The organism is Anaerobacillus sp. ABA4_114 (assembly GCF_056159065.1).
Map to the genome: position 1 here is coordinate 1,896,717 of NZ_JBSWUM010000001.1, position 14,480 is coordinate 1,911,196.

Below are 14,480 nucleotides of genomic sequence, written 5' to 3' on the forward strand. Positions count from 1 at the left end.
TCTGCCTCTTTTTCTATTGCTTATAGGTAGAATTGCAAACAGACATTCGCTACAATAGGCATAGAACATTGAGGTGAAAGCGATGAATAGAAAACAAACGTTAGAAACATTAATACATGATTTAAAGCAAGATGAAAACATCGCTCATTGGCATGAGATCGAACCGGAACCTGCCAAGATGAGAGAGATGCCTGAGTCACTTGATAATCGAATACAAAGTGCCCTTCTTAAGAGGGGAATCGAACAGCTTTATACTCACCAGTATGATGCTTACAATGAAGTTCAAAATGGAAATAGTATAGTAGCCGTTACGCCAACTGCATCTGGTAAGACGCTTTGTTATAACCTTCCCGTGCTCCAATCGATCGCTGAAGATGAAAATAGCCGTGCGCTTTATTTGTTTCCAACGAAAGCTCTTGCGCAAGATCAGCGGAGTGAGCTGACGGAGATAATCGATGATATGGGAATCGATATTAAGAGCTATACGTACGATGGTGACACGTCCCCCAATATTAGACAGGTTGTGAGAAAGGCGGGGCATATCGTAATCACGAACCCAGATATGCTGCATTCTGCTATTCTTCCTCACCACACGAAGTGGGTGTCTCTATTTGAGAACCTAAAGTACATTGTGATCGATGAACTTCATACGTATAAAGGCGTATTCGGAAGTCACGTCGCAAACGTGATCAGGCGCTTAAAACGTATTTGCAACTTCTATGGCAGTGACCCGATTTTCGTTTGCACGTCCGCAACGATTGCTAACCCAAAAGAGCTTGCAGAACAATTGACAGAGAAACCGATGTCTCTTATAGAAAACAACGGTGCACCTCGCGGCAGAAAACACTTTGTTTTTTATAATCCGCCGATTGTAAACCAGCCACTCAATATTAGAAAGAGCGCTACCGTAGAAGTAAATCGTATCGCAAAAGACTTCTTGAAAAATAAGATTCAAACGATCGTCTTCGCAAAAAGTCGTGTCAGAGTTGAAATCATTTTAAGTCATCTACAGGAGCTAGTTAAAAAAGACATCGGACCTAAATCGATAAGAGGTTATCGAGGCGGGTATCTTCCTAAACAAAGGAGAGAGATCGAGCGTGGGCTTCGTAGCGGCGACATCATGGGAGTCGTAAGTACGAATGCACTAGAATTAGGTGTTGATATAGGACAGCTTCAAGTCTGCGTTATGACAGGCTACCCAGGAAGTGTTGCGAGCACATGGCAGCAAGCGGGTAGAGCGGGAAGAAGACAGGAAGAGTCGTTGATCATCATGGTCGCTGGATCAACGCCAATCGATCAGTACATCGTTCAGCACCCAGAATACTTTTTTGAACGGCCGCCAGAATCTGCAAGGATCAATCCCGACAACTTAGTCATTCTTGTCGACCATGTGAAATGTGCAGCTTACGAACTTCCCTTTAAACAAGATGACCGTTTTGGATCGATGGAAATAGAAGATATACTCGAATACCTCGCTGAAGAGAACTTGTTGCATCATAAGGGAGATAAGTATTATTGGATGAATGACTCGTTCCCAGCTCACAACATCAGCCTCAGGTCTGCTTCACAAGAAAACGTCGTGATCATCGATCAGTCGAACGTAGCGGATCATATCGTCATCGGTGAAATGGATCGTTTCAGCGCTATGACCCTGCTTCATGATGAAGCCATCTACTTGCACCAGGGTATACAGTATCAAGTGGAAGAGTTGGACTGGGATGAGAAGAAAGCTTATGTGCGCCAAGTAGACGTGGAATATTTTACAGATGCGAACCTTGCAGTTAGCTTAAAAGTATTAGAAGAAGACAAACTTTCTGAGCACGATTCCACTACCGTTGGATTCGGAGATGTTACAGTGAATGCGATGCCTACCATATTTAAGAAAATCAAGTTAAGTACGTTTGAGAATATCGGTTCAGGGCCAATACATTTGCCAGAGGAAGAGCTGCACACGACATCGACATGGGTTAGCTTAAAAGAAGATAAAGATCAGCTCGGTACAAAAACGATGGAACAGATCCTCTCAGGCATTTCGAACGTGATTAAACACGTTGTTCCAGTACTCGTGATGTGTGATCAAAACGATGTCCACGTTGTTCCTCAGATCAAGGCAACACACAACAATTTGCCAACAATCTTCCTGTACGATCGTTATCCTGGTGGAATCGGCCTCTCGGATGAACTATATAAGCGATTTGAGGAACTCGTCACTTCAGCTGAGAACCTTATTCGAAACTGTCCATGCGAGGACGGTTGTCCTGCATGTATCGGAACAGAACATGAGGCGAGCAATGCGAAAGAATTGAGTATGAGACTACTTAGAAGACTGATGGAAGAGCGATGATCCTCCATCACAAGAGGGGCGCGAGTAGGTTAGCGCCTCTTGCTTCTAAATTTGTAAGAGGTGAACGTTTATGTCACTTAAAGCAAAATTAAATAGAATGAAAAAGCATATCAACACCGATGAAAAGAAAGAAGAAGTGAAAGCGGTCGAACCTACACTCACTGTGCCTCACCTTGAGAAATGGACGAGCCTTGATTCTGAGCCGTTCTTTTTTGACGATGAGTATGCGATCGTGAGAAAGAAGACTTATCCGAAGGACCATCAACATGGTCGTTATGTATTCAATGAGCTTGAACGTGTGATCGAGAGGTGGAACAATTTTCACAGAGCTCATCCACTTTCATCAAAAAACCTTAATCCAAGTGATCTTTTATTTTTCGATACTGAAACGACAGGCCTTGGTGGCGGAGTTGGAAATACGATTTTTCTTCTAGGGTACTGTCAGTATACGAATGAAGGAATTTCAATGAATCAATACTTTCTACCAGGTCCAGGTAGAGAAGTGCCGATGTATAAGGCCTTTCTCGATGATGTTCAACATTTGAAAAACCTTGTCACGTATAACGGGAAAGCATTCGATTGGCCGCAGGTGAAAACAAGGCATACACTTATCCGTGAACAAGTTCCGAAGCTTCCACAGTTCGGACACTTTGATCTTCTTCACGGAGCACGAAGATTTTGGAAGAACGAAATGGAATCCGTGAGGCTATCGAACGTGGAGCAGCAGAAGCTCGACTTCATTCGTAAAGAAGATACACCTGGATATTTAGCTCCTATGCTTTACTTTGAGTTCGTAAAGGATCCTGATCCAGACTTAATTTCGAGCGTGATGAAACACAATGAGGAAGACATTCTCTCATTGATTACACTCTATATTCATATGTCCAACTTATTATTGGACAATAGAGGACATCATTTATCTGCAATGGAGCAGTTTCAATCTGCAAGATGGTGGGAAGCTGTAGGTGAAGACGATCATGCAGCATCACTTTATCAGCTTTCGATCGACGGGAAATATGATCGAGATGCAAAGAAAGCTCTTGCAAAAATTCATAAAAAGCAAGGCGACCTAGCAAAGTCACTTCCAATTTGGATCGAGTTATCGGAAGACACGAACGATGAAGAAAGTGACATCGAGCTTGCCAAATATTATGAGCATAAAGAGAAAGACTATGAACAGGCGCTTCATCATGCTTTATTAGGCTACCAAAAGTGGAAGAGTAAGAAACGAATACTAAAAGATAAAGCTGAGGCTGAACGAATACAGTACATGAAACGAATCGAACGATTAGAGCAGAAAGAAGCACGTAGACGGTAGGAGGTTATTATGCAGGACTTTTATGACGTATTAAAGAAAAAGGAACCATTTCACTCACTTAGCGACGCAGAAGTTGAGGAATTGATCGCATCAGCTCGCTTCTCCACCTACCATAAAGGGCAATTTCTGTACCATGAAGATGAGGATGCAGATGCGCTTTATTTATTAGTATCAGGTATTGCAAAGAACATCGTTCATAAGTCGAACGGCCAACAAGCCACGATGCGCTTCTATTATCCAGGAGACTTAATCGGGCTCATGATTATGCTGACAGATGAAACGATGACGTTCTCTGTACAAGCCAATGATGATTGTGAAGTCATCCGCATTAAGAAGGAAGTTATGCTGAAGATCATGACGGAGAATCCTACTTTCTCACACAATGTTCTCGACACGATCGGTGAGCGGATGAGAAGCCTGTATGATGAGATCAAGCAGGAGCGGGACCGTGAGACAGAAGGGGAAAACATTGCTCTCTACCGTACAAGAGTGAGCTCGATCATGGATTCGAAAGTGACGATCCCACCTACCTACAGCGTTCTAGAAACCGCTGAATTATTTAGAACGAAGAATTATGATGGCGTGATCGTGAGCGAAGATGGAGAAAGTGTAATGGGGACGGTTACGCCTCTCGAGTTATTTAACGCGTTCACACGTGGGGATTTTCAAGATCCCATTCATAAGTGGATGTATCAAAACCCCAACCTTGTTGAGGAAGATGCATTTAGTTATGAGGCTCTCGCATATTTAAAATTTCACAAAGTATCTCTTCTACCTGTTGTAAAGCGAGATAAGCTCGTTGGGATGGTATCTGCAAAATCGTTCCTAGGCATTCAAGAATCGGCGTATCTTGACCTATCCTATCGATTATCACGTGCGAAAGAACTCCAAGAAATCGTGGATCTTTCTCCGCCAAATCACAAGGAATTTCATTCCTTCATCGAAGAGCTGCTCGAAGCAAACACACTGGGGTACGAAATCTGCGAGATGATGTCCAATTACAATGATGAGATCCATAGAAGAGTGATTCTTCTAGCTGAAAAAGAAATGATCAAGGAAGGGTATGGACGACCTCCCGTCAATTACTGCTTTATCGTCATGGGAAGCGAAGGGAGAAAAGAACAGGCGTTCAGCACTGATCAAGATAATGGCATGATCATTGACGATTATGAGCACCTTGCTCATAGAAAAGAAATTGACTCTTACTTTAGCAAGTTATCTGCAAAGATCAATAGAAAATTAACAGAATGTGGATTACCAGAGTGTTCTGGCGGGATAATGGCACAAAATGAGAAATGGAGAAGATCGCTGACGAATTGGAAAAAAGAGGTAAATAGATGGATCACCGAAACTGATGCAGAAGAAATTCGTAACTTTACAATCTTTATGGACTTCAGACCGGTATATGGTGATTTTGATTTATCAAGAAGTTTACGGCATGCGATAACGAGCAAGATCAAACGTGCCCAAACTCTTCAAATGCTTCTGATGAAAGATACGATTCGGTTCCGTGTACCGTTGAATCCGATTGGGAAGCTTCAGCTTCGTGGAAAGGAAAAGACGCTCGATCTGAAAAAATCAGCGATTATGCAGATCGTAAACGGAATTCGAATCTTTGCCATGAAGTATGGTGTTGAAGAAGTGAATACCATCAAACGATTACACGCATTGAAGAAAAAGGAAATCTTTCACCATCGGGATGTAATCAACATCGAAACAGCACTTCATTATCTCTATAGTTTCAGGATCAGGCAAAACCTCCACCAGTTAAGTAGAGGCATCGAGATCACAAACAGCGTCAAGCCCATGGAATGGGATAAGGAAGAAAGAAGGAAAATGAGGGAAGCGCTCCTAGTTGCAAAGCGTATGCAGCAAGTAAGTGAACTGAGCTTCCGTAGGAATCGGAGTATTTAGTTATGCCTTCAATAGGATACAAGTTAATAAAATATTTAGTGTTCAACCGACGAAAATGGAAAAAGAAGATGCGAAAGGAAATCGACTCACCCGTCTATAAACGGCTTGAAGAAAAGCTGCCTGAATATCAGCAGGAGAGCGTGAGGTATTTTACAGTATTCGACTTAGAGACAACGGGGTTCTATCCTGCGATCGGTGATGAAGTTATTTCGATTGGAGCTGTAAAAATTGATCTTGTAGAAGGTCGAATATTAGAGGAATCGTTTTATCGAATCGTCCGACCGTTTAATAAAGTGCCGAGGTTCGTTAGACAACTAACAGGGTTATCCATCGGAGAGATAAGAGCTGGTTGGTCATTTTTAGAAGCTCTTGAAGAATTCATTTCCTTTAGTGAAGGCACAACGCTCATCGCGCACCCCGTAAAGTTCGATGTGTATGTTCTGCAAGCGCTCGTTCAAAAGTGGAATTTACCAGATTATTTACCACCTTATTTAGACTCTGAAGCACTAGCGAAGGAAGTATTTCCATCAGGAAATCCTCAGCTTGATTCGTTGATCCGCAAGTTAAATATCGAACGGCATGAACGACATCATGCGTTGAACGATGCAAAGATGACTGCGGAGTTGTGTTTGAAGCTATTCTCAAAGCTTCATGTCGAGAAAACACTAGATGAGGAAATAAAGGCTCGAATACAGCGAGAAAATCTGGTATTTGGCAGGAAATAACCATTCTTACTAATCATTTCCCGGGTAAGCGCATAATATTGTGCAATTCGACGAAATCTAAGTAAAAACTTGTCATTTCTGCGTTTACATTTGTCGTAACTTGTTGTAACTTTGAATAGGAAAAAACATTTTGTTTAGCATTAACGTAATGGAGAGATGGAAAGTGAAACAGGTCATAATGGTTTTGTTTTTTGTAGTGATTGCATTAACGGTAGTAGTTATGAGTGAAATCAGCGAGTCTGCTCAATTATACGATGATTCTGAAATCGTCCAACAAAAATAGGCGGTTTCCGAGCGTTTCAAACGGCAAATAAGGACAAACACACAGTACATGTACGCATGTGGTTACATAAATTAGTAGGGAAATCTATATTCTAGAAGGGGGAACCTACTAAATGTTTAGACGTAATGATCACATGGGTCCAAACGGTAACATGCCTAATCAGGTAAGTCCTAGTATGCATGGTCCGAACGCAAACATGCCAAACCAGGTCATGCCTGCTATGCAAGGTCCGAATGCAAATATGCCGAATCAAGTGAGCCCGGCGATGCAGGGGCCAAATGCAAATATGCCACATCAAGTTAGTCCTGCTATGAAAGGTGGAAATGGGCAAGTAAGTCCAGCCAATCAAGGTCCTTGTCCAACAGGTCCATTTGTCTATCCGACAAAGCAATGTGTAAAGAACTACTGCTACAAGCATCAAGTAGAACACATTCATCCTACACACATTAAGAACGTTCATCATCATATGTATGAGCACAACCATGTTTACCCACTAACGCAGTCTGACGAAGTATTGGCTTCGCATACGAACAATTATCCACCACCAAGACCTACAGGTGCTATGCCAGCTGGAATGGGGCAAGACCCATCACAAGTGGCTGGAGCAATGCAAGGTCCAGGCGGCCCGGCTCAAAAGAGAAGAAGATAATTACAACAAAACGAACTGGATCCCAGTTCGTTTTTTAATAGGAGTGGAAACGATGGCTAACGTATTGCTCGTTACAGGGTATAAAGCTCACGAGATAGGCATTTTTAATGACGATCATCCCGGATTACATATCATCAAGGAAGCTTTACGGATCAGGATCTCTCAGCTGATCGAAGACATGGAGTTTGAATGGATACTCATCAGTGGCCAGACTGGCGTCGAGCTATGGGCGGGGGAAGTAGCGCTCGATTTACGAGAAGAATATCCAGACCTTAAATTAGCTGTGTTAACTCCGTTTCTTGATCAGGAAACGAAATGGAAAGAATCAACTCAGGAGTATTATCAAATGATAATGTCAGAGGCTGATTTCGTTGAGTCCATCACGAATCGACCTTATGAAAATCCTGGCCAACTGAAGGCAAAGAACGAATTTTTGGTTAAAAAAAGCGATGCTATGCTCATTCTTTATGATGAAGATACGCCAGGATCACCGGATTTTTATTTAAAAGAAGCGGACAACAGAAAGAAACAGCAAAGTGAATACGAAGTTTATACGATAACCCCTATCGATCTTGATTTGCTGCAGCAGGACTTGCAGGAGAGCGACCCAGATTTTTACAGTCAGTAAACATTCCAATTGACAAGTTGAAAGACTTTTGGAAGAATAAAATAAAGACAAAAAACAGTGTACATACTGAGGTGATATTATGGCAGAACAGCAATCGTTACAATTAACAGCTAAAGATATTCTTGAAAAAGACTTTAAGAGTGGTTTTCGTGGGTATGACCAAGATGATGTAGACAAGTTTTTAGATGTTGTGATCAAAGACTACGAGAATTTCGAGAATGAAATCGATCATCTTCGCCAAGAAAACACGCGTTTAAGAAGAGAAATGGACCGCATGTCTGAGCAACAAAAACGCCAACAAACGCGTTCTCAAACTCAACCAGGCAATACTAACTATGATATTTTGAAACGTTTATCTAACTTGGAGAAGCACGTATTTGGAAGCAAACTATACGAATAAACCGCCAAAACAGGTGGTTTTTTTTCTGAGAAGTAGATAAATTTCAATTACCGTACTTTACGTATAAAAATATTAGTCCAAAACAAGATAATAAGGTATTCTTGCAAAATCCATCGAATTAAGCTATAATGAAGTTTGTTGTCCTAATAAAGATAACGTTCGGGTAATCGCTGCATAGGAGTCTTATCTCTTATGTAGAGGAAAGTCCATGCTCGCACGATCTGAGATGATCGTAGTGTTCGTGCCTGATGAAACAATAAGTCAGGGTAGTCCATTCGGGCTAACGGCGGGGAAAAGGCCTAAGTCTTTCGAGATACGGCCTGAATACTCTGAAAGTGCCACAGTGACGAAGTCTTAATGGAAACATTAAGAGTGGAACGAGGTAAACCCCACGAGCGAGAAACCCAAATTATGGTAGGGGAGCTTTCTTGAAGGAATTTAACGGATAGAAAGCCAGACGGAGGACGCGTCTGGAGATAGATGATTACCACCTGAGTGCGAGGGGAGACCCGTTTGCAGTACAATGGAACAGAACATGGCTTACAGAACGTTATCTACTTTGAAAAGCCCCGCAAAGGGCTTTTTTGCATGTTTAGAGGAATTCCTGTATGATTAAGTCGAAAAAATGTACGGGGTACATCTTAGAAAGATGCAGTCATACGATCGGAGTTGAATAGAATGGCAAAATATGAACTGATTGCAACGGCTACAATGGGTCTTGAATCTCTTGTTGGTCGAGAAGTAAAAGATTTAGGTTTTGAAAACGTACGTGTCGATAATGGAAAAGTTACATATGAAAGCGATGAGCTCGGTATTTGCAGATCAAACTATTGGCTAAGAACAGCCGATCGCGTCAAGTTGAAGGTCGGGGAATTTAAAGTAACAACCTTTGATGAACTATTTGAGGCAACAAAAGCTTTACCATGGGGCGATCTCTTGCCAGAAAATGCGGAGTTCCCTGTTTCGGGTAAATCGGTTAAATCAACGTTATATAGTGTGCCGGATTGCCAGGCTATCGTAAAAAAAGCGATCGTAGAGAGTATGAAAGAGAAATACAACGTTTCATGGTTTGATGAAGACGGTCCGCTCTTTAAGATAGAGGTTGCTATTCATAAAGATACTGCAACCCTTACAATCGATACGAGTGGTAAAGGTTTACATCGAAGGGGATACCGTTATCATCACAGTGCAGCTCCGTTGAAAGAGACGATGGCAGCAGCGATGATCATGCTCACAAACTGGAATGCTGACAAGCCCTTCATGGATCCTTTTTGTGGATCAGGTACGCTTCCAATCGAAGCGGCGATGATCGGGCAGAATATCGCCCCAGGCTTTAACAGAGAGTTTGCTTCAGAAGATTGGGCGTGGATCGGGAAAAAGCGATGGGAAGAAGCGATGATTGAAACAGAAGACCTTGCTAAATATGATCAGCCGCTTCATATCTTTGGAAGTGACCTTGATCCGAAGATGGTCGAACTCTCAAAGAACAATGCATTAGAAGCTGGTTTCGGTGATATGCTTCAGTTCAAGCAGATGCAGGTTTCTGACGTGAGTTCTAAGATGGAATACGGTTGTTTGATCGGTAACCCTCCATACGGTGAGAGACTTGGAGATCGAGAAGAAGTCGAACAAATGTACAAAGACATGGGACGAGCGTTCCGCGATCGTCTCGACACGTGGTCGATCTATATCTTAACATCTCATCCAAAATTTGAAGAGTTATACGGCAAGAAGTCTACAAAGAACCGTAAGCTTTATAACGGTGATATTAAAACCCACTATTATCAGTTCTTTGGACCTAGACCGCCTAAGAAGTAATGAAGAAACCCCCAGCATGTGCTGGGGGTTTTGTTTATACTTTTTCTACGATATACGCTCGTTTATCTCGGAAATACTTTTCCCCGTCATCAGAGGAATGTTCAAAAAAACCTTCCAATTCATTCACTACTTTATATTCCCTCTCAGGATCTGAAAAAAGTTGGGAAGCATTACTTGCTAGTAGTACAACGTCCGTCGTCGATACGAAGCTATCAAGTTCTTTTGCGGTATAATGTTCTCCAGGTTTAAGTGTGTTGATTCGGTGTTGTCTCATGATTAACTCCTCCTATCTAATTGCGTTATAGTATCCTCTACCCGGGAACAACCTGCATGTAAACAACCGAATACGTATAAATTTAGTATTGAGAATTATTTGGGGAGGGAAGGTATGAAGAAAACTGGGTTTTATCTTTTTGTTTTTATTGTGCTAGGGTTGTTCTTGGTGAATCCTCAGTCTGAAGATTATGTGCAGTGGGCGGCTGATGAATTGAAAAAGGATCAAAATAAATTAGTGGAGATCGGGGTAGATCTTGCGGTAGTTCCGTATCTTACTGCAAACACTGCTCGGACAGATTGGTTCGTTTTCTCGATTTACAAAACGAAACATATAGATGGTACTGTCATTACAACGGTGGGCGTGGTGAATAACTTTATCGTTATTTCTAAAAAATGATTGATGGACGTGTACGTTATTTTCATGTATCGTTTTTAGTGGACTCAATAGAAAGGGGGATATGGAAATGGAGTTAAGCATTTTTAGTTTTCTAGTTCCGATTATTGTTGCTGTGTATCTTGCTATCGATGCACCTAAACATGGCAAAAACCCATGGCTTTGGGGGATATTAGGATTTTTATTTACACTTCTACCATTAGGGATCTACTTGATTAAGACGGATCGTAAAGTAGCGGGTTGGATTTTCGTTGTACTATCGATTCTTTCGATCATAGGTACAATCGCACTTATAGGCATGGTGATCGCTATTTTCTCTAGCGGAAGCGCAGGTATGTAATCTAGCTGTTTTGAACTTCTTAAAATAGGGAAAAAGAACCTCATTGGATATATGGAGGAATGGATATGAAGTATTGTATACAATGTTGTTCTTTGTTGAAGCGGTCAGAAAAGGAGTGCCCCGAGTGCTTGAACGACCGGTTTACTACTCTCGAAATTACATTACAGCATTAAAAAAAGACATAGGATTTATCCTATGTCTTTTTTCGTATTCTTAGTTAATCGTATACCAGGTTATGGTAGGATAGTTACATAGAGGGATTAAGTTGTTCTCAGTTCTTTCTCAGAGAAATATTCGGGCTTTTTAGCACCTTGTGCATGTAATTCCTTAAAGCAGCATTGATACTCATGCAATGACATGTTGCCATTTAAGTAATTCACCTGAGCGAAATCGAGCAGCTCGTCCGCAGTAGATGGCTCTTTACCTTTAACTTGTTCGAATGTTTTGATCAGACTATTGATAGACAATCTAGACCCCTCCTTGAACTAGTTTTCCTTACAAAAAGGATAACATGAGATTTTTAAAATCCATTGTTTTTGAATTTTTTAACTTCCGACAAAACGTTACATGTTTTAACGAGGGTTGTCGAATGCGTCATGCCGTTACATAACAAACACTTATACGAAAGGGAGCGAGAAATATGCAAGTCGATTTGAATAAAATTGAACAAGATTTTTTGAACTATACGAAGAAGATGACAGGCTTTAATGAAGCGATCGGGCTGATGTACTGGGATTTAAGAACGGGTGCGCCGAAAAAAGGAGCTGAGCAACGTTCTGAGGTCATCGGTATGATGTCATCTGAGGTGTTTAATATGTCCGTCTCGGACGAAATGAAAAACTATCTCTCTAACCTATCAAATGCAAAAGACCAATTAGATGAGAAGACAGTTAAGGCTGTCGAAGAATGTCAAAAAGAATATGACCGAAACATTAAAATTCCTGCAGAGGAATATTCAGAGTACGTTATTTTAAGTTCGAAAGCTGAAAGCGTGTGGGAAGAAGCGAAGGAAAAGAATGACTTTGAATTATTCCGACCATATCTTGAGAAGTTGGTAGCTTTTAATCAAAAGTTCGTGGAGTATTGGGGCTATGAAGACAATAAGTATAATACGCTGCTAGATTTATACGAACCTGGGGTTACGGTGGATATGATCGACCGCGTGTTTGGACAACTGCGTGACCATATCGTTCCACTCGTTAAAAAGGTAGTTGAATCGAGTGACAAACCTCATACTGATTTCTTATTCGAACATTTTCCTAAAGAGAAGCAGCAAGATTTCAGTTTAGAAATACTTAAGAAGATGGGGTATGACTTTGATGCCGGACGACTTGACACGACTGTACATCCTTTTGCTACTGGCTTAAATCCTGGGGATGTTCGTGTTACAACGAAGTATGATGAAGGTGATTTCCGCACAGCTGTATTTGGAACCATCCATGAAGGTGGGCATGCGCTGTACGAACAAAATATCTCTACAGATTTAATTGGGACACCACTATGTTCGGGCACTTCTATGGGAATCCATGAGTCTCAATCTTTATTCTGGGAAAACTTCGTCGGTCGTAATAAATCATTCTGGAAAAATAATTATGAGACGTTAAAAGCGTATTCTTCAGGACAGTTCGACGGCGTGAGTTTAGACGATTACTACCGTGCGATCAACGTTGCAGGACCATCTCTCATTAGAATTGAAGCAGATGAAATGACGTATGCCCTTCATATCATGGTTCGATATGAAATTGAAAAAGGGTTGATCAACGGGGAGATCGAAGTAAAGGACCTTCCGTCTATTTGGAATGAAAAGATGGAAGAATACCTAGGAATCACTCCTGACAATGATGCGAATGGTGTCCTGCAAGATGTTCACTGGTCAGGCGGTGCGTTTGGGTACTTCCCTTCCTATGCACTAGGTTATATCTACGCAGCACAAATAAAGCATGCGATCTTGAAAGACCTTCCTAATTTTGATGAACTCTTAGAATCAGGCGATTTTCTTCCGATAAAAGAGTGGCTCACTGAGCATATTCATCAATACGGAAAGATGAAAAAGCCTGTTGAGATCATTAAAGATATTACTGGTGAAGGACTAAACGCTGCTTATTTAATCGAGTACCTAGAAAATAAGTACAGTGAAGTCTATCACATAAATGCTTAATTGAAGCTTTTAGCTATCACAAGAGTCGTCTAATAAGACACCAAATACATCTCTGCCTGCACAGAGATGTATTTGTGTTTCATCGTGCATGGACGCCTGTGATTAGCTACCGCTCACGTTTCATATTGGTGTAACTACTCTTAAAGAAGGGTACATCCATTAGTGTTGAAAATGTAAACAGATTAGAGGAGGGACGTTTTATGGAAAAAATTCGTTGGGGTATCATCGGATGCGGTGATGTGACAGAAAAGAAAAGTGGCCCAGCTTTTCAAAAGATTGAACATAGTTCACTTGAAGCCGTGATGAGAAGAAATGGAGAAAAAGCAAGAGATTATGCAGAACGGCATGGCGTCCCTAAGTGGTATGATGATGCAGAAGATCTGATACATGACGAAGATGTGGATGCTGTATATATAGCCACTCCACCTTCTACACATAAACACTATACCTTGATGGTTGCTGAAGCTGGAAAGCCTGTATACGTGGAAAAACCGATGGCGAGTCGTTCGGAAGACTGCCTAGAAATGGTCCGTGCATGTGAAAAACACGAAGTACCATTGTTTGTTGCCTATTACAGAAGGTCGCTACCTAGATTTTTGAAAGTGAAAGAACTAATCGAACAAGGCGCAATTGGAGAAGTGCGATTCGTGTCGGTGCAGCAGATGCAACAACTCGTGAAAAGAGATGAAGAAGGGAATTGGCCGTGGAGAGTGAAGCCTGAAACGAGTGGTGCTGGATTGTTTTATGATGTTGGTTCCCATACATTAGACTTGTTGGATTATTTACTTGGTCCTATTTCAGATATCAAAGGTTCAGCTTATAACCTTGCTGGTTCCTATCCAGCAGAAGATACTGTGAATGGTGCCTGGAGGTTTGAGAGTGGTGCTGTGGGGACTGGCGTTTGGAATTTCTCTTCTTATAAAAACGAAGATGATAACCGTATTGTTGGGACACGTGGAGAAATACAATTTTCTACGTTTGATGATAAACCCATTCTGTTAAAAACGGATTCAGTTGAAGAATCTTTTCGTATTGAGCATCCTCATCATATTCAACAGCCACATATTCAATCGATCGTCGATGAATTACTCGGGAATGGGAAATGTCCAAGCACTGGGAACACAGCTTTAAGGACAAACAAAGCAATGGATATGCTTGTGGAAGAGTATTATCTGGGCATCGAAAAATAAAGGTCAAGGATACATTGAAAGAGCTTGGATCAGCAGCGTGCTT

General features: G+C 41.4%; 14 protein-coding genes and 1 other RNA gene. 13 read left to right on the forward strand and 2 right to left on the reverse strand.

Going from position 1 to position 14,480, the window contains the following annotated elements:
* The first annotated feature begins 82 nt into the window (after positions 1–82).
* The 9 genes from ACXAEY_RS09610 to ACXAEY_RS09650 all read left to right on the forward strand — a co-directional run bounded on the left by ACXAEY_RS09610 (position 83) and on the right by ACXAEY_RS09650 (position 10,079).
* The gene (locus tag ACXAEY_RS09610) at positions 83–2,344 is read left to right on the forward strand and encodes a DEAD/DEAH box helicase (RefSeq protein WP_474811629.1); all 2,262 of its coding nucleotides are present in this window, start codon (positions 83–85) and stop codon (positions 2,342–2,344) included.
* A 70-nt stretch (positions 2,345–2,414) separates the two neighbouring features.
* Complete coding sequence (locus tag ACXAEY_RS09615) at positions 2,415–3,662, forward strand: ribonuclease H-like domain-containing protein (protein WP_474811630.1); 1,248 nt, start codon at positions 2,415–2,417, stop codon at positions 3,660–3,662.
* Positions 3,663–3,671: 9 nt separating this feature from the next.
* Positions 3,672–5,576: a DUF294 nucleotidyltransferase-like domain-containing protein gene (locus tag ACXAEY_RS09620; protein ID WP_270182261.1), complete on the forward strand. Its 1,905-nt coding sequence runs from the start codon at positions 3,672–3,674 to the stop codon at positions 5,574–5,576.
* 2 nt (positions 5,577–5,578) lie between these two features.
* A complete protein-coding gene (locus ACXAEY_RS09625) occupies positions 5,579–6,301 on the forward strand; it encodes a 3'-5' exonuclease (RefSeq protein ID WP_474811633.1) in 723 nt (240 codons plus the stop codon).
* A gap of 395 nt (positions 6,302–6,696) precedes the next feature.
* Positions 6,697–7,233: a CotD family spore coat protein gene (locus ACXAEY_RS09630; RefSeq protein WP_270182259.1), complete on the forward strand. Its 537-nt coding sequence runs from the start codon at positions 6,697–6,699 to the stop codon at positions 7,231–7,233.
* Positions 7,234–7,285: 52 nt separating this feature from the next.
* Positions 7,286–7,861 (forward strand): SLOG family protein, encoded by a 576-nt coding sequence (locus tag ACXAEY_RS09635; protein WP_270182258.1) that lies wholly within the window; start codon positions 7,286–7,288, stop codon positions 7,859–7,861.
* 76 nt (positions 7,862–7,937) lie between these two features.
* Positions 7,938–8,261 (forward strand): cell division regulator GpsB, encoded by a 324-nt coding sequence (gene gpsB / locus ACXAEY_RS09640; RefSeq protein WP_270182372.1) that lies wholly within the window; start codon positions 7,938–7,940, stop codon positions 8,259–8,261.
* A gap of 155 nt (positions 8,262–8,416) precedes the next feature.
* Positions 8,417–8,809: RNase P RNA component class B (gene rnpB, locus ACXAEY_RS09645), an RNA gene on the forward strand.
* A gap of 130 nt (positions 8,810–8,939) precedes the next feature.
* Complete coding sequence (locus tag ACXAEY_RS09650; protein ID WP_270182257.1) at positions 8,940–10,079, forward strand: THUMP domain-containing class I SAM-dependent RNA methyltransferase; 1,140 nt, start codon at positions 8,940–8,942, stop codon at positions 10,077–10,079.
* A 34-nt stretch (positions 10,080–10,113) separates the two neighbouring features.
* Here the strand turns inward: ACXAEY_RS09650 and ACXAEY_RS09655 are convergent, their stop codons facing one another.
* Positions 10,114–10,353 carry a hypothetical protein gene (locus ACXAEY_RS09655; RefSeq protein WP_224882825.1) on the reverse strand — a complete coding sequence of 80 codons (240 nt, stop codon included), beginning with the start codon at positions 10,351–10,353 and terminating at the stop codon, positions 10,114–10,116.
* 114 nt (positions 10,354–10,467) lie between these two features.
* On the opposite strand from ACXAEY_RS09655, the gene ACXAEY_RS09660 reads away from it, so the two are divergent.
* Both ACXAEY_RS09660 and ACXAEY_RS09665 read left to right on the forward strand, forming a co-directional pair.
* The gene (locus tag ACXAEY_RS09660) at positions 10,468–10,752 is read left to right on the forward strand and encodes a hypothetical protein (RefSeq protein WP_270182256.1); all 285 of its coding nucleotides are present in this window, start codon (positions 10,468–10,470) and stop codon (positions 10,750–10,752) included.
* 67 nt (positions 10,753–10,819) lie between these two features.
* Entirely contained in the window at positions 10,820–11,089 is a 270-nt protein-coding gene (locus ACXAEY_RS09665) for a hypothetical protein (RefSeq protein ID WP_270182255.1), read from the forward strand.
* A 260-nt stretch (positions 11,090–11,349) separates the two neighbouring features.
* Here ACXAEY_RS09665 and yppF read toward each other — a convergent pair whose 3' ends face one another.
* Entirely contained in the window at positions 11,350–11,556 is a 207-nt protein-coding gene (gene yppF, locus ACXAEY_RS09670) for a YppF family protein (protein ID WP_270182254.1), read from the reverse strand.
* 173 nt (positions 11,557–11,729) lie between these two features.
* Here yppF and ACXAEY_RS09675 point away from each other — a divergent pair, with 173 nt between their 5' ends.
* On the forward strand, positions 11,730–13,247 hold the full coding sequence (locus ACXAEY_RS09675; RefSeq protein ID WP_474811637.1) for a carboxypeptidase M32: 1,518 nt from the start codon (positions 11,730–11,732) through the stop codon (positions 13,245–13,247).
* Between the two features lie 200 nt (positions 13,248–13,447).
* Positions 13,448–14,437, forward strand: a complete 990-nt coding sequence (locus ACXAEY_RS09680; RefSeq protein ID WP_270182252.1) for a Gfo/Idh/MocA family protein — start codon at positions 13,448–13,450, stop codon at positions 14,435–14,437.
* The last annotated feature ends 43 nt before the right edge of the window (positions 14,438–14,480 follow it).